Origin of the sequence: Litchfieldia alkalitelluris (genome assembly GCF_002019645.1) — a bacterium.
Classification (GTDB): domain Bacteria; phylum Bacillota; class Bacilli; order Bacillales; family Bacillaceae_L; genus Litchfieldia; species Litchfieldia alkalitelluris.
Map to the genome: position 1 here is coordinate 4,508,129 of NZ_KV917374.1, position 16,868 is coordinate 4,524,996.

A 16,868-nucleotide genomic window follows, 5' to 3' on the forward strand; every position below is an offset into this window, starting at 1 on the left:
ACTAAAAAACAACTGCTATCCGATTTAAATGGATGGCAGTTGTTTTTTTATAATACTTTATCTAAAAAGTCTTTTGCTCTGCTTGTACGAGGATTATTAAAAAAGTCAGTAGGTGAGCCTTCTTCTAGTAATACCCCATCATCAAGGAACAAAACACGATCTGCTACTTCTCTAGCAAATCCCATTTCATGTGTAACTACCGCCATTGTAATACCTGTTTGAGCCAAGTCTTTCATTACATTTAGAACTTCCTTGACCATTTCTGGATCTAACGCTGAAGTAGGTTCATCAAAAAGCATTAACTTCGGCTCCATAGCCAAGGCACGAGCAATGGCCACCCTCTGTTTTTGTCCACCTGAAAGACTGCTTGGATATGCTTTTTCTTTTTCAGTTAGGCCAACCTTTCCTAGTAACTGTCTTGCTTTTTCTTCTGCAACTTGTCGGTTTTCACCTTTAACCTTAATTGGCGAGTAAGTTAAATTTTCTAAAACTGTCATGTGTGGAAACAAATAAAAATGTTGAAATACCATACCTATTTGTTGTCTAACATTCATAATATTTGTTTTCTTATCCGTGATCTCTTGATGGTCAATCCAAATTTTACCTTTTGTTGGAGTTTCAAGTAGATTCAAACAACGAAGAAATGTCGATTTACCTGACCCTGAAGGACCTATAATGGAGACGACCTCTCCACTTTCAATACTAGTAGAGATATTTTTTAACACTTCATTTTTCCCAAACTGTTTATGGAGGTTTTCAACCTTAATCACTATATCTCAACCTCCTTTCAACCACTTTACCTAACATCGTTAGTCCCATTACCAGTAGCCAATAAATTAAGCCAACAAAAATTAATGGTTCAAAGTTACGATATATATCTGCCCCTACCACTTGAGCCCGGCGCATCAAATCTAAGTATCCTATCGTTGAAACAATCGCTGATTCCTTAGTTAAGGTAATAAATTCATTCATTAGTGCAGGTAGAATATTTTTTAATGCTTGAGGTAGGATGATGTCCTTCATCATTGAACGGTAAGGTACTCCCAGTGCCTGTGCTGCTTCTGTTTGACCTTTATCAACCGCTTGTATACCGGCTCTAATAATTTCGGAAACGTAAGCCGAAGAATTCAATCCAAATGCTAAGATAGCTGATAAAAATGGAGAAATATCGTAACCAGTTAATTGTGGGATAGCAAAATAAATGATCATCAATTGCAGAATTAATGGTGTGCCACGGAATATTGATGTATATGCATCACCAAACCAGTTCAACCACTTAATTCTAGAAATTTTAAAGAGTGCTAAAACCGTCCCAAAAACAAACCCAAATATTATAGAAACAACTACAAATTGTAACGTAACCCATATTCCTTCTAGTATAAAAGGAATATAAGGCACAATTTGGCTAAAATCCAAATTCATGCCTTACACCTCACTTCATATTAAAATTAAATTTTAATTATTCTTCCTCAGTAAGCCATTTTTCTTTTAGTTCTTCAAGCTTTCCGCTTGCTTGCATTTCTTCAATGACTTTGTTTACATCATCAATCAATTCACTACCTTCTGGGAATGCAACTGCCATTCCTGGAGAACTAGATGTCGGATCATCAAAACCAGCAAGGTCTTGTTCCTTAATATATCCAGTAGCAACTGATTTATCTAAGTAGGCAACATCAATACGATTAGATAATAGTTCTTGAATTAAAGTTGTAGAATTATCTACTTGCTTCATTTCAAAATCAATCGTTTCTTGAAGCTTCTTTGCACCTTCTTCTTGAATAGTTCCTAATTGAACTCCAACCTTTTTACCAACAAGATCATCAATTGTCTTAATCTCAGAATCCTTAAGAGTTAAGAACATTTCTCCTGAATGATGATACTGAATTGAAAAGTCAACGTTTTTATCACGTTTTTCAGTTGCAGACATCCCTGCAAGAACTATATCTACACGATTTGTTTGTAATGCTCCAACAAGTCCATCAAATTTCATATCTTCAATTTTCAGCTCATATCCTAATTCTTCTGCAATATGTTTTGCTAAATCAATGTCAAAACCAACAATCTCTCCAGATGGATCTCTTGATTCAAATGGGGCAAAATCTGCTGATGTTGCCATTTTAAGTACTTTAACTTCTTCAGTTTTATCTTCTCCTGTTTGTTCTTCTTGTTGACCACCTTGTCCACATGCAGTTATAAGTAAAAGTGAAAATATGATAGTCATAAATAAGAATTTCTTTTTCACAATAATTCCTCCAAATATATTTTATTGTTTTTCTAGTGAATTTTTATTCAACGAAACGTATCTTAACACATTAATTTAGAATTGAAAAGACTCTTTTATAATATAAAAATATTCTAACTAATTATTATATTTTATATAATTTTTTCAGTGTTCTTTTATTTTTGTCAACTTGAGAAGATTGTTATCTGACTTGCTCAAATGCCAATCACAATAAGCAATTAAAGGAAAAACTAACTCCACATATTAGACAAGATTTCATTTAATGCACTTGTGTTTTCAGATTAAATTCATTTTTCATTTTTTCAAATTCTTCTTTATTTGTTATTAAATCATAGCCCGTAAGTGCAAGGGCCAAGGTACCACTTGAAAGAATCCTATGAGAATTATCAGAGATTGTTAAATCTGCAAATTCCTGTGTATGAGCGATGAGTCCTGGTGAATCTAAACCAATATAAGGATGAATTGCAGGTACTACATGACTAACATTTCCCATATCAATGGAGCCATATGTCTCTTTCGCTTTATTGACTTCTACGACATCAGTGGTTAGGAGGTTTTTAGTAAATAGGTTTGATAATGTTTGATTGGTAATCATATTGTCGTAGCTTAACTCATAGTTATGAATGCTAAGTTCTGCTCCAGTCATTAATGATGCTCCCTTGGCAATCTGTTTCACCTTTTGAACAACTTCTTCTAAATAGATCCGGCTTTTTGCACGAATATAGAATTGAGCCACTGCTTTATCTGGAACAATGTTTGCCGCAAGTCCACCTTCTTTAATAATTCCATGGATTCTCACATCTGAAGTAAGGTGTTCACGTAAAGCATTAATACCGTTAAATAGTTGGATGACCCCATCAAGAGCATTTATACCTTTTTCTGGAGATGCTGCAGCGTGGCTACTTCTTCCCTTAAAATCAAATTGAATTGCATCTATAGCAAGAGATTCTCCGCTTTCATAAGATTGATCAGCAGGATGTAAAATCATGGCTGCGTCGATGTCGTCAAAAATTCCTTGTTCAGCCATTGGAACTTTACCTCCGTTTGTTTCTTCTGCGGGTGTACCAAGGACAATTACTCTTCCACCAATCTCATTTAAAACTTTACTTAAAATTACTGCTGCACCTGCACTCATCGTTCCTATCATATTATGTCCACAACCATGCCCTACACCAGGTAAAGCATCATATTCGGATAAATACGCGATGGTAGGTCCTTTTTTGCCACTATCAAAAATCGCTTTAAAAGCGGTAGGTCTGTCAACAATCCCCTTTTCAATTTTAAAATTATGAGCTTCAAGGAATTGGACTAAAAGGTCCATTGATTGATATTCCTGATCTCCTAATTCTGGATGATGATATAAATAATCACTCATTTCCCACAATTTAACTTGAACTACGTCAAGATGTTTTTTTAATATATCTTCCATATAAATTGACTCCTTTGATTTATTCCGACTGAATTTCGAATAATAATGTATAAAAATACATCTTAAGCGAAAATAAAATTTCTAACAAGACCTTTTCCATAAATTTTTTAAACTAATCATTGTTCCTCTAGTCTTCCGAATTTCTAAGAATCATCTCGCACGATCTTATAGAATCCTCTATATAAGATCATCATTTGCATTTCAAGCCTATTTATTTGTTACCCATTAAATAAGGATAGCCTAGTGTATATACTACAATCTGCTTTCATCATTATTTAATAAGAAATATCTAAATTGCTGCTTAAATATTTATAGCACCATCCAGAGTATCAGTGAAAGAACTACTCTGAATTGGGGTGCCTTTTGTTGTGTTTTATTCTTGTATAAACTTAACATCTGTTCTTGAACAGTTATCACAATAAAACAAATGTGCACATAGATGTTCACTTAGTGTTTTCTTATATCCATCGATTTGCTTCATACCGTCAATTTCCATATATGCGCTATAATCATCAAAATAATCAATCATTCTTCCACCATCATTCAATTCACTTCCACAAGACTCACAATTATAGTGGGCAGTTTCAAATCCATTACATAGAGGACACATGGACATCATAAATCCCATCCTTCTTTTTTTATAAGGCTCTTTTCTAAAGGATTGCTGCTAATTGACCTTTTATTAGGTAGGATACACTATTTCACTTGATATTATGGTTATCAATTAAGAAGAAAAGATGCCACTCGACCAAGTTCATAGTGATTATAGAAGACCTTTAATAGCAACAAAGTTTACGAAAACAGCTTTTTATAATTACATTATTATTTTAAGAAGACATTCGAACAGTATGTATGCTTAATAGATGGAACCATTTACCAATAAATTAAACGGATAAGATTTAGTAAATCACGCCATAATATTTACTGAACACAGCGCAGCAAGGCAATAAGTTAAATAAACAAACAAGATTTCAAACACAACTGCTTTATATCCGAGATTCATTAAAACGGAATTTACATCGAAAAAAACTTTTGAAAAAAAATTAAAAAAAATGAATAAAAAAAAATAAATTACACATTCTAATAAACGTAACACAGAAAACACCGACACAAAACATTGGGTTCGCCAAGTGGCAATGGATTACATCCATAACTGGTGCGATACCAGTAAACCCAACCAAAAAACTTTTATGAGGAGCTGAAAGAACATGGCAAACAACAACAGTGGAAACAGCAACCAATTACTAGTTCAAGGAGCTCAGCAAGCTATCGATCAAATGAAATATGAGATCGCATCTGAATTCGGTGTAAACTTAGGTGCAGATACTACTTCTCGTGCTAACGGTTCAGTTGGAGGAGAAATCACTAAGCGTTTAGTATCAATGGCTCAACAATCAATGAGCGGCTTCAACGGTCAATAATAAAAACTTAATATAATGGCTCGGGTCCCAAGACAACTTGGGACCCTTTCCTTGTTTAAAATACTATTTCATTTAATCAGTATCAGACAAACAACTTACCCCATATAGTAAAGTAAGATGAATACAGAATATAGAAGCAGAAAGGGGTTTTTTGATTGTTTGATGCCATTGACTGGAAGCTGCTCACCTTTGTTTCATATACCCTCTTTCATGAATATATTGTCCACATACGTTTTCCGCAAATTTATTATCTAGAACAAGCAAAGCAGGCAGAGTTAGATTCAATAAAGCATGATTAGTAATCCCTAAAATTGGCCCTCTACTTAACAGATGTTTTGGAGATGATAAAAAGGACTCGAAATCTAAGGAGGGTCAGATAATGGAAAATTTTTTTCAGTCACTTTTAGCAAAGACTCGTGAAGTAGTTGGAATAACAACGAACGAAATATCTGAAAAAATTAATACACTTATACAACAACCTACCTTCTCCGTTGAAGAACTAGCGGCATTTGTAGCAACACATCCGGATACAAGCTTTAAGGAAAAGTCTATGTTAGGAATTAAATTGAATTCTTATGAACTGTTAATTGGAGATGTTCATTTCCACCTTGAAACAAAGGGCCATGCTGGGGAATACATCCTAGAGCTATTGATACGAAACAAAGTAGAAAACTTGTTTCAATATTATTCGTATGAGCATAATCTAAAAACAAATAAACCGCTAAGACTTTCAAATAATATTAATGAGTTATTACATTAAACTTTTTCGGAAAAGTTTAACTATCTACCTTTGACTTTTGGTAAAAGGTAATAGATCAACATCTTTTTCAGAAAAGAGCCGTACATTAAAAATAGAGGAGCCTTTGGGCTCCTCTATTTTTTAATCTTCTATTACAGGCTCGTTAATCCGAACTCCTATTTTCCTTATTCTTCGACTCTCTACCTCAAGGATGGTTAATGTCACATTTTCATAATCAAAATGCTCTCCAACCACTGGAATTCTTTCAAGTGATTCTGATACCCAACCACCTAACGTATAATAAGTGCTTTCTGGCTCCTCAATGTCAATAAGCTTAACAAACTCATCAAGTGGAAGCTCTGCATTAAATTCATAATTCGAATCATCTATTTTTGTGTATGTTTTAATTTTTTCATCATGCTCATCCCAAATTTCACCGACAATTTCCTCAAGCATGTCTTCAAGAGTAATCAAACCGGAGGTACCACCAAATTCATCAATAACAATGGCCATGTGGGTTTTGTTTTTTTGTAATTCAGGAAGAAGGGTTGAAATTTTCATCGACCTTACAACAAAAATTGGATCTCGTATTAAATCCCTTATCACGATTTCATTTTGTTGAACCAGAGAACTTAGAAATTCTCGTTCAGACAAAATTCCAATGATGTTATCAATATTATCTTCATATACAGGTACTCTTGAATATCGCTCTTCTAAGAACATATCTCTAATTTCCTCAATGGGTTGAGATACTTCTACTGCCACCATGTCTATTCTTGGAGTTAGTATTTCACCAACTAATATATCATTAAAGTCCAATGAACGATGGACTAATTCTTTTTCTTGGTTGTCGATGACACCTTCTTCTTCACTTAAGTCAATCATTACCTTGAGCTCTTCCTCGGTTACTGAAGGTGAAGCATCTTTGCTTTTAATGAGCTTTGAGGCTGCTGTTTTTAGCAAAACAAACAAATATGTGACAGGCGTTAAAATTTTCATTAAGAAAAATAAAATTCCTGAAATCTGTAGAGTAAATGTCTCTGCATTTTCTTTAGCAAATGATTTTGGTAAAACCTCACCAAAGATTAATATTAAAATTGTCATCACCACAGTACTTATAATAAGACCAGTATTTCCACCGAAGAGCTCTGTAGCGACCTGTGCTGAAATAGAGGCTGCTGCAATGTTAACAATATTATTACCAACCAGTATGGTTGAAAGTGCTTTATCAAAGTTTTCAGTGATATATAACGCTTTTTTACTACCGCGTCGATTTTCATCACTGTAATTTTTAAGTCTAATACGGTTTACACTTGAAAAAGCTGTTTCTGTTGCTGAAAAAAAAGCGGATAAAAAAATTAAAAAAACTAACAAAGAAATCGTACTCAGCGGCAAATCGCCCAAGAATGTTCACACTCCTAAAATTTCTACTACCCATTATTTTATTATACTTTATCATAAACATACTTTTTTCTTTCTTTTAATTTGAGAAAAATATGCTAAACTTAATCATATCAGAAAGTAATCTAAATTAAAATAAATATAATTTCCAATTCTAACGCAGATACAACTTTTATTTCTCAAAAAGGAAAGTCCCATACTTCCCTGATCAAAAGATTATATATCCCTTGATCTAAGGACTTCTAGCATGGCACTTTAAGCATTTACATCCCATCAAGATTCAAATAAATTATACCCTATGAAAAGTGTTAAGATGATGACCGAAGCGATATTTAATGTGACAGAAAGCTCCTCCATGTCTCTCCTCCTAAAAAGATTCTTATTCATAAGGTAGCATACATTTAAGATATCAATTAGCTTAAATAAGGATAATTTGTTTCGATATTTTGAACGTTTTTAGGCAATATCAGATGCTTTTCCTTGCTGTAATTCATACATTTGATAATACTTCCCTTTTTTGTTCATTAATTCATAATGACTTCCTTTTTCAACGATTTCTCCACGATCCAGCACAAGAATCTGATCTGCATTTTTAATCGTAGATAATCGATGGGCAATAATAAAGGTAGTTCTCCCTTTTTTCAAAATCTCAAGTGCATTTTGAATAATTGCTTCTGTCTCAGTATCTATGCTTGCTGTTGCTTCATCTAGAATTAAAATAGCTGGATCAAAGGCTAATGCACGTGCAAATGAGATTAGCTGGCGCTGTCCGGAAGAAAGAGTACTTCCTTTTTCAATGACAGGTTCATCATATCCTTTTGAAAGGTTTTTCAGTAACTGATCTGCTCCTATATCATTCAAAGCCTTGTCGACCTTTTCACGACTAATAGCTGGATCATCAAGACTTACATTACTTGCAATCGTACCAGTAAATAAATATGGATCTTGAAGAACAATTCCCATATGCTTTCTCAATACTTGTTTAGGTATATCGTTAATATTCATTCCGTCTATAGTGATTTTACCTTCCTTAATGTCATAGAAACGGAACAACAAATTCATAATTGAGCTTTTCCCGGAGCCTGTATGGCCGACCAAGGCAATGGTTTCTCCTTGCTTTGCTTCAAAGTGAATGTCCTTTAAAACATACTCATTTTCCTTATAGCCAAAATTCACATGCTCAAAATTAACATGACCTTTGTAGCGTGGAATTTCTTCTGTACTAACATCCACTCCATCTAAATCTAGTAACTCAAACACACGCTCTGACGCAACTAATGACTGTTCTAAAATAGCCAACTGATTAACCATTCCCGTTATAGGTTGGAATAATCGATTTAAGTAATCAACGAAAGCATATAAAACACCTAAAGAAATCACACTGTCTAATCCCAGTGAGCCCGCACCGAAATACCAAATCAGTGCTACGAATGAGATATTCCTCAACACCCCTACTAAGTTATGAGAGGTTAGGGCATTTAATTTCAATAATTTATTCTGATAGGTGAAGTGCTCATCATTAAGTGCTTCAAATTCATTCTTTGCAACTTCTTGTCGGCGAAATGCTTGAATAATTGACATACCTTGTATAGATTCATTAATCGTTCCATTTATATCACTTAAACGAGAACGTATCATATGGTTGTACTTTGACGCGAATTTACGATACACCTTAATCCATATAACGAGGATAGGTACTATTACCATACAAATAAGCGCTAATGTCGGTTCTAACAAGAACAAGGCTATAAAGATTCCGGTAATATATATGATACTTGTAAAGAAATTGGCTAAGACAGTCACATATAAATCACGGATCGCTTCGGTATCATTCGTTACCCTTGACACTATCTTCCCAGCAGGTAGATGATCGAAATAATTGATAGGTAAACGTTGAATTTGCCCAAATACATCTTCACGCATTTTTTGAATGATTCGGTTGGCTGAAGTCTGTAAAAAGTATCTTTGACCGAATGTGAAGATTGAAGCAACTACTAATAAAACAAAATAAATAATAATTAGATTTATTAATTTTGGAATTTCTGGCTTGTAAAAGTTAAATAGTTCTGTAGATGATAGTTTTTCGGCATTGTAGGTCTCACTCTTACCATTTCTTGAAATCGTTAATAGCTCTCCTTGGATTGATCTTTCACCATCAAAGGAAATTTCATTGTTGACAAAATAATAAGATCTACTTACCTGTAACACTCGAACTTCTTGACCTTTTTCTTCGTTTTCACCAAAATGGTCTGATCTCTTATACCATTTTCCGTTGTATAAGACAGCATCGGTTCCTTCGTTAGACTCAAACCAAGGGTTCTCTATTCCTAAAATATGCTCATCAATCATCTTTTTGGCGATAAAAGGGCCCGTTAATTCAGCTGCAACTGCAATAGATAACATTACTAAAGCAAAAATAATCGTTTTCTTAAAAATTAGGGCATATCTGAAGAGTCGTTTTCCAGGTTTCATGCAGACACCCCACTTTCTTGCTTTTCCTTCACTTGTTGGCGGTCATATTGTTCCTTATACCAACCATTCAAAGCTAAGAGTTGTTCATGTGTTCCTTCTTCTATAACCTTTCCATCATCTAATACCAAAATCAAATCAGCATGTTCTACTGCTGAAAGTCGATGAGTTGTGATAATGGTCGTTTTTCCAGCTCGTTCAGTACGAATATTCTCAATGATGGCAGCTTCTGTCTTCGCATCTACAGCTGAAAGAGAGTCATCTAAAATTAAAATTTCCGGATTAACGGCTAGTGCTCTGGCGATTGAGATACGCTGTTTCTGACCACCAGATAATGAAACACCTTTTTCCCCAATAAGCGTGTTCAATCCATCTGATAACATCGTGATATCTTTTGTAAAAGCAGCTAGCTTTATCGCTTTTTCAAGATCCTGTTCAGTTGCATCTTTGACACCAAACAAGATATTTTCTCTAACCGATCTAGAAAATAAAACATGATCCTGTGGGACATAACCGACCCATCCTTGTATTTCTTCAATCCTAATCTTCCCAATTGGAACATTAGAAATCGAGATCTGCCCACTACCCAATGGGTATTCTCTGAGCAGTTGTTTCACCAGGGTTGTTTTACCACTACCGGTTTTCCCAACCACACCAAGTGTTTGCCCCTTACTAATTTTAAAAGAAACATCTCTTAGGTTTGTCACAGTCGAAGTCGGGTACTGAAAGGTAACATGTGAAAACGAGAGTTCACCCGGAGTATCAACTGGAATAATTTCATCGTGATTGGTCACATCAGGCTTATAAGAAAGAGTCTCATTCACTCGATCAAGTGATGCATTTCCACGTTGCATGATATTAATCAACTCACCAATCGCAAACATTGGCCATATCATCATCCCTAAATATACATTGAATGATACAAGTTCTCCGAGTGTGATTGTATTATGAAAAACAAGATAGGCTCCATAACCAAGTCCAATTAAATAACTTATACCTACCAGTAACTTCATTGTGGGCTCAAATAATGCATCTATTTTTGCAACTAATACATTCTTTTCATACACGTCTTCAGTTAGTCGGTGAAAACGTGCTTGATCGGCCTTTTCTTGAACATACGCTCGGACTACTCGGACTCCGGCAATTGACTCTAACACTTGATCATTCATATCCCCAAAGGCATCTTGAGCCTTCATGAAGCGTTGGTGGATTTTTTTACCATATATCTGCATAACAATGGCCATGATGGGAAGTGGAATTAACGCTGCAAAAGTAAGTTTCCAACTTATCAAAAATCCCATTGTAAATAAAATAGTAATCATAAAGATACTTGAATCAATAAGGGTCAAAATCCCAAATCCTGCTGTTTGCGAGATTGCCTTTAAATCATTCGTCGCACGAGCCATTAAGTCTCCAGTTCGATTTTTTTCATAAAATGGTGGTGTCATTTTTAATAAGTGCTTCATGAATCTACCACGTAGAATTCGTTCTACTAAAAACGCACCGCCAAATAGTTTATACATCCATGTATAGGTAATCCCATAAATAACAATTGTTAATCCAGTTAAAAACAAAAGATAGTGTAGAATTTTCTCTTTTGTTAAGCTTCCTGCTCGAATTTCATCAATCGCCACACCAATTAATTTAGGTGGGATAATCTCAAGAATCCCTACAAAAATTAATAACCCAACTGCAACTGTATATCTTTTCCAATATCGTTTAAAGAACCAGGCTAATTTTACTAATACTGATAACATTGTTGTAATCTCCCCTCATTGTCCCTATCACTAGCCACCCTCAAGATCTCCTGCATACATCATTCCAATTGCTACAACTACATTCATTTAAAGTTCCTCCTTAAATAGATTTATATTGTTAACTTCCAAATGGAAAATTCAACCAACAAAAAGAAGCATAACGCTTTGTTGCGATATGCCTGAAATTGAGACAAATGAGTCTAAAGCTCACTTTATCGTCCATTAATAAAAGCACACATCACGACTTAGAAACTCGTGACCTGTGCTTATTTTATATAAAGATAAAAGAAATTGAACATTTTTATCCTATTATAAAAAGAAGGGTCACGAAATTGTTATTAACTTGATTGCAAACATCATGTGAAATTTTCATTTCGAATCCCTCCTTTTCCAATTTATAGTATTTATTCCTTTGTTAGCTTATCACCGTATTCATAATTTTGTCAATTACTACTTTTTCGACAAATTTGACTAATTATAGTAAATAGAGAGTTTGATTGCTCCTACTATCTGGAAAGGTGCAAAAGTTATCCGAAAAGTCATGGTAAGTTCGGACGGCTTGGGGACCAAAAGATCAAAACCTGTCTGAAGTCGGAGCAAGTTCGGACAGCTATGGGACCAAAAGATCAAAACCTGTCTGAAGTCAGATCAGGTTCGGACAGCTATGGGACCAAAAGATCAAAACCTGTCTGAAGTCAGAGCAGGTTCGGACAGCTATGGGACCAAAAGATCAAAAGCTGTCTGAAGTCGGAGCAGGTTCGGACAGCTTGGACCCCAAAAGATCAAAAGCTGTCCGAAGTCAAGGTAAGTTCGGACAGCTTGGACCCCAAAAGTTCAAAAGCTGTCCGAAGTCAAGGTAAGTTCGGACAGCTTGGACCCCAATAAATCAAAAGCTGTCCGAAGTCAAGGTAAGTTCGGACAGCTTGGACCCCAATAAATCAAAAGCTGTCCGAAGTCGGAGCAGGTTCGGACAGCTTGGACCCCAATAAATCAAAAGCTGTCCGAAGTCAAGGTAAGTTCGGACAGCTTAGGGACCAATAGATCAAAAGCTGTCTGAAGTCGGAGCAGGTTCGGACAGCTTGGACCCCAATAAATCAAAAGCTGTCCGAAGTCAAGGTAAGTTCGGACAGCTTAGGGACCAATAGATCAAAACCTGTCTGAAGTCGGAGCAAGTTCGGACAGCTATGGGACCAAAAGATCAAAAGCTGTCGAAGTCGGAGCAGGTTCGGACAGCTTGGACCCCAATAAATCAAAAGCTGTCCGAAGTCGGAGCAAGTTCGGACAGCTATGGGACCAAAAGATCAAAACCTGTCTGAAGTCAGATCAGGTTCGGACAGCTATGGGACCAAAAGATCAAAAGCTGTCGAAGTTGGAGCAGGTTCGGACAGCTTGGACCCCAAAAGATCAAAAGCTGTCCGAAGTCAAGGTAAGTTCGGACAGCTTGGACCCCTATAAATCAAAAGCTGTCCGAAGTCAAGGTAAGTTCGGACAGCTCGGACCCCAATAAATCAAAAGCTGTCCGAAGTCAAGGTAAGTTCGGACAGCTTAGGGACCAATAGATCAAAAGCTGTCTGAAGTCGGAGCAGGTTCGGACAGCTTGGACCCCAATAGATCAAAAGCTGTCTGAAGTCGGAGCAGGTTCGGACAGCTTGGACCCCAATAAATCAAAAGCTGTCCGAAGTCAAGGTAAGTTCGGACAGCTTAGGGACCAATAGATCAAAAGCTGTCCGAAGTCGGAGCAAGTTCGGACAGCTTGGACCCCAATAGATCAAAAGCTGCCCGAACACATAAGAAATACCAAGAAAGTAATCTATGCTAGACCCCACAGGAGAATCTACGGCGAGAAGGCCGCCTCACCGCTCTGCCAGCTGAAAGGGCGTGAACCGCAAGCGTATTGCACTTACTCAACTATTTATTATCTGTTTAGCCAAGAGCTTATTATTTAAATAGATTCTACATTCAAATCTGGAGTAGTTAATTCCACCGACAAAACCTCTGCCGCTGACTTAGAATCAACACTCTTACTTATAGCAGAAACAACAGCCACACCATCTGCTCCAGCTTCAATCACAGGCCTAATTAACCCTGTTCCAATCCCCCCGATACCTACAATAGGAAGAACTAACCCAGCCTCACGCATTTCCTTTATCATGTTCGGCCCCATAACATCTCTTGCATCTTCTTTTGTTTTTGTTTCATACATTGGCCCAACACCAATATAATCTGCACCTTTTTCGATTGCATACAATGCTTCTTCTAAATCATGAGCTGATACACCAAGAATCAATTTGCCTATTTTTGCTCTAACCTCCGACACTGGCTCATCTTCTTGTCCAATATGAACCCCATCTGCACCAATCTCAATTGCTAAATCAACATCATCATTCACAATAAAAGGCACATTATTTTCTTGACATATTTGTTGCAAATCTTGTGCAAGCTGCTTTTTCTCTAAGCCTTCTAATGCACCTTTACCTTTTTCACGAAATTGAAAAAGAGTAACTCCACCAGCAATTGCTTCTCTTAATACTTCTCTTGGGTCACGATCACAGTTCGGGCTCCCCATTACAAAGTATAGTTTTAAAGTCTTTTTTAGCGATTCCATTATTCTTTCTCACCTCGATTACGATATGCCCAATGGTTGGTTGGTCCATGACCAGCACCAATGCCTAATGTATCTTCAATGGCAGCTTGAATAAATGCTTTTGCAACGACTACTGCATCTTTGACAGAATTACCTTTTGCTAATTCAGCTGTTATTGCAGCTGCAAAAGTACAACCCGTTCCATGAGTATGCTTTGTTTCTGTACGAGCAGCTGTAAACAACTCAAACTGATTGCCATCATATAAAAGATCTGTTACCTCATGCCCTTGACCATGCCCACCTTTAATTACAACATTCTTAGCACCTAGTTGATAGATTACTTCTGCCGCACGTTTTCGGTCATCAAGAGACTCTATTGGAAAGCCAACGATAACTTCTGCCTCTGGAATATTTGGAGTGATTACATGAGCGAGTGGGATAAGATGGGTTTTAAGTGCACCTACAGCTTCTTCTTGTAACAACGGTGCTCCTCCCTTGGCAACCATGACTGGATCGACCACAAGATTTTGTAAATTGAATTCCTTAATTTGAGCTGATACAGCTTCGATTAACTCACTACTAAAAAGCATACCAGTCTTAATTGCATTAGGATGGAGGTCCTCAGCAATTGATTTAATTTGTTGTACTACCGCTTCTATTGGTAAGGGGTATACGCCTTGTACTCCAAGCGTGTTTTGTGCAGTCACTGCAGTGATTGCTGACATTCCAAAGACCTGTAATTCCTGGAATGTTTTTAAATCTGCTTGAATTCCTGCACCTCCCCCACTGTCTGATCCTGCGATTGTCAAAGCTTTTACGACCATAACAAAAAACCTCCCACTGGTGTTGAAACATATCCTATAGTATTATTTGTCCATTACACTTTATTGTTAGATTCGCTAAAATCCGCTCCCCTCCTGAGGTACAGACCAAAATCCTCACTTCATTTTAAAGATGAGAAACTTATATAGGTCTTTTACACAGGAGTGTTGCGGATTCAACTTTTTCCCTTATCTAAAAAACGTTATTCTCATCGGTTCATTTATCCAATGTATCTATGATATAACGTCTTGGCTTCTGAAATATTTTTCGTTCCATGAACAAGAACACGTCCATCTTGAAAGATGACTAATCGATGAGAACCTATTGCAAAAGATAATAGATAAGGATTTTTTTCTATTTTACCACCTTGAGCAGAAAGAATCTTCTCGAGGGCTATTAAATCTCGTTGTAGTTTTTGCGGTGGACGAATTTGAACAGTATCTCTACCACATAATACGGCCGTCTTTGTTACATTAGTATATGACAAAAACGGAAATGTTGGATTCTCTCCACAAGATAAGCATGTCTTCTTTTTGATTTTATCAACATTTATGGCTGTATGTTGATTCCTCCATAAATCAAAGGATACTAGTTTTTTTCGTAAAGATTCATAGTCACCTACTAGTAGCTTCAAGGCTTCTGTCACCTGATAGGCTACAACCATACCTACTGCTGGGGAGATAATTCCTGCAGTATCACAAGTTAGTCCGCCCATAGGGACAGTTTCTAACAAGCAGTTAAGACACGGAGTTTGTCCCGGAATAATTGTATAGCTTATGCCATAACTCCCCACGCAAGCACCATAAATCCAAGGTATATTGTATTTTTGTGAGGCATCATTAATGAGCATTCTTGTATCAAAGTTATCTGTTGCATCCATAATTAAGTCAACATTTGCTGTTAATTCTTCGATTTCCTCAATAGATACATCCATGACAAAAGAGCTAATATTTACGTCTGAATTAATATGCTTTAGGCGTTTTTCAGCCGCTATTGCTTTTGGTAGCCTTTCTGTTGCATCTTCTTCATTATAAAGGTTTTGTCTTTGAAGATTACTCCACTCTACATAATCTCGATCAACAATTGTAATTTTACCAATTCCCGCTCGGACAAGGCCTTCGGCGCTGCCTGTACCTAATGCACCAGCCCCAATAATTAGAACATGACTTTCTCTGATTTTTTTCTGACCTTCTACTCCGATTGGAGAAAACAACTCCTGTCTGGAATAACGTTCACTCAACTAATGCTCATTCCTTCCATTGGGCTACTTGCTGTTGCATAACGCTTCTTTGGAATTCGACCTGCTTCAAATCCTAAACGACCTGCTTCGATCGCCAATTTCATAGCTTTAGCCATTTTCACTGGATCGGCTGCACCAGAAACAGCTGTATTTAATAAAACACCATCCGCACCTAATTCCATTGCAATAGCTGCATCAGAAGGTGTACCAACACCAGCATCTACAATGACTGGAACACTTGATTGTTCGATAATAAAACTTAAATTTAATGGATTTATAATCCCTTGACCGGAGCCAATTGGAGAAGCTCCAGGCATGATTGCGTGACATCCTAACTCTTCAAGTCTTCTGGCAAGAAGAACATCATCTGATGTATATGGTAAAACAATAAAGCCTTCTTTTAATAATTCTTCTGATGCCTTTAATGTTTCTATTGGATCTGGTAATAATGTTTTTTGACAACCGATCACTTCCACCTTAATCATATCACAAAGTCCTGAAGCCTTTGCTAATTTTGCAATTCGAACTGCTTCCTCAGCTGTTTTTGCTCCAGCTGTATTTGGTAATAAGGTATATCTGTCTAAATCTAGTTTTTCCAAAAAGTTAGGTTGACTTTCTTCAAATATATTCATTCTTCTCACTGCAAACGTTAAGATTTCAGCCTCTGAAACTGCAACAGCTTCCTTCTGAATATCAAAGTTAGGATACTTTCCTGTTCCTAATAATAATCTTGATGAAAATTCATAATGTCCGATTTTTAACAT

At 36.4% G+C, this 16,868-nt stretch carries 15 protein-coding genes; 3 read left to right on the forward strand and 12 right to left on the reverse strand.

Annotated features, from left to right (window positions below; translation table 11 throughout):
* Positions 1 to 47 precede the first annotated feature (47 nt).
* The 5 genes from BK579_RS21260 to BK579_RS21280 all read right to left on the reverse strand — a co-directional run bounded on the left by BK579_RS21260 (position 48) and on the right by BK579_RS21280 (position 4,287).
* Positions 48 to 770, reverse strand: coding sequence for an amino acid ABC transporter ATP-binding protein (locus BK579_RS21260; protein ID WP_078549014.1), 723 nt, complete (start codon positions 768 to 770; stop codon positions 48 to 50).
* Positions 763 to 1,422: an amino acid ABC transporter permease gene (locus BK579_RS21265; protein WP_078549016.1), complete on the reverse strand. Its 660-nt coding sequence runs from the start codon at positions 1,420 to 1,422 to the stop codon at positions 763 to 765. Before BK579_RS21265 ends, BK579_RS21260 begins: the two co-directional genes overlap by 8 nt.
* A 37-nt stretch (positions 1,423 to 1,459) precedes the next feature.
* Positions 1,460 to 2,242: an ABC transporter substrate-binding protein gene (locus BK579_RS21270; RefSeq protein ID WP_078549018.1), complete on the reverse strand. Its 783-nt coding sequence runs from the start codon at positions 2,240 to 2,242 to the stop codon at positions 1,460 to 1,462.
* Between the two features lie 259 nt (positions 2,243 to 2,501).
* Positions 2,502 to 3,671, reverse strand: coding sequence for a M20 family metallopeptidase (locus BK579_RS21275; protein WP_078549020.1), 1,170 nt, complete (start codon positions 3,669 to 3,671; stop codon positions 2,502 to 2,504).
* A gap of 373 nt (positions 3,672 to 4,044) precedes the next feature.
* Positions 4,045 to 4,287, reverse strand: a complete 243-nt coding sequence (locus tag BK579_RS21280) for a hypothetical protein (RefSeq protein WP_078550751.1) — start codon at positions 4,285 to 4,287, stop codon at positions 4,045 to 4,047.
* Between the two features lie 592 nt (positions 4,288 to 4,879).
* Between BK579_RS21280 and BK579_RS21285 the strand changes: the two genes are divergently transcribed.
* From BK579_RS21285 to BK579_RS21290, 3 genes are all read left to right on the forward strand, one after another.
* Complete coding sequence (locus tag BK579_RS21285; RefSeq protein WP_078549022.1) at positions 4,880 to 5,092, forward strand: alpha/beta-type small acid-soluble spore protein; 213 nt, start codon at positions 4,880 to 4,882, stop codon at positions 5,090 to 5,092.
* A 155-nt stretch (positions 5,093 to 5,247) separates the two neighbouring features.
* A complete protein-coding gene (locus tag BK579_RS25860) occupies positions 5,248 to 5,391 on the forward strand; it encodes a hypothetical protein (protein ID WP_169891021.1) in 144 nt (47 codons plus the stop codon).
* An 80-nt stretch (positions 5,392 to 5,471) separates the two neighbouring features.
* Complete coding sequence (locus BK579_RS21290; protein WP_078549023.1) at positions 5,472 to 5,852, forward strand: hypothetical protein; 381 nt, start codon at positions 5,472 to 5,474, stop codon at positions 5,850 to 5,852.
* A 120-nt stretch (positions 5,853 to 5,972) separates the two neighbouring features.
* Here the strand turns inward: BK579_RS21290 and BK579_RS21295 are convergent, their stop codons facing one another.
* The 7 genes from BK579_RS21295 to BK579_RS21330 all read right to left on the reverse strand — a co-directional run bounded on the left by BK579_RS21295 (position 5,973) and on the right by BK579_RS21330 (position 16,868).
* A complete protein-coding gene (locus tag BK579_RS21295) occupies positions 5,973 to 7,235 on the reverse strand; it encodes a hemolysin family protein (RefSeq protein ID WP_078549025.1) in 1,263 nt (420 codons plus the stop codon).
* Positions 7,236 to 7,688: 453 nt separating this feature from the next.
* Positions 7,689 to 9,704, reverse strand: coding sequence for an ABC transporter ATP-binding protein (locus BK579_RS21300; RefSeq protein WP_078549027.1), 2,016 nt, complete (start codon positions 9,702 to 9,704; stop codon positions 7,689 to 7,691).
* Complete coding sequence (locus tag BK579_RS21305; RefSeq protein WP_078549029.1) at positions 9,701 to 11,458, reverse strand: ABC transporter ATP-binding protein; 1,758 nt, start codon at positions 11,456 to 11,458, stop codon at positions 9,701 to 9,703. The genes BK579_RS21300 and BK579_RS21305 overlap by 4 nt, the downstream gene beginning before the upstream one ends.
* 1,942 nt (positions 11,459 to 13,400) lie before the next feature.
* Complete coding sequence (gene thiE, locus BK579_RS21315) at positions 13,401 to 14,063, reverse strand: thiamine phosphate synthase (RefSeq protein WP_078549032.1); 663 nt, start codon at positions 14,061 to 14,063, stop codon at positions 13,401 to 13,403.
* Positions 14,063 to 14,866, reverse strand: coding sequence for a bifunctional hydroxymethylpyrimidine kinase/phosphomethylpyrimidine kinase (gene thiD / locus BK579_RS21320; RefSeq protein ID WP_078549034.1), 804 nt, complete (start codon positions 14,864 to 14,866; stop codon positions 14,063 to 14,065). Before thiD ends, thiE begins: the two co-directional genes overlap by 1 nt.
* Before the next feature lie 218 nt (positions 14,867 to 15,084).
* Positions 15,085 to 16,104: a thiazole biosynthesis adenylyltransferase ThiF gene (locus BK579_RS21325; protein ID WP_078549036.1), complete on the reverse strand. Its 1,020-nt coding sequence runs from the start codon at positions 16,102 to 16,104 to the stop codon at positions 15,085 to 15,087.
* The gene (locus BK579_RS21330; protein WP_078549038.1) at positions 16,101 to 16,868 is read right to left on the reverse strand and encodes a thiazole synthase; all 768 of its coding nucleotides are present in this window, start codon (positions 16,866 to 16,868) and stop codon (positions 16,101 to 16,103) included. The genes BK579_RS21325 and BK579_RS21330 overlap by 4 nt, the downstream gene beginning before the upstream one ends.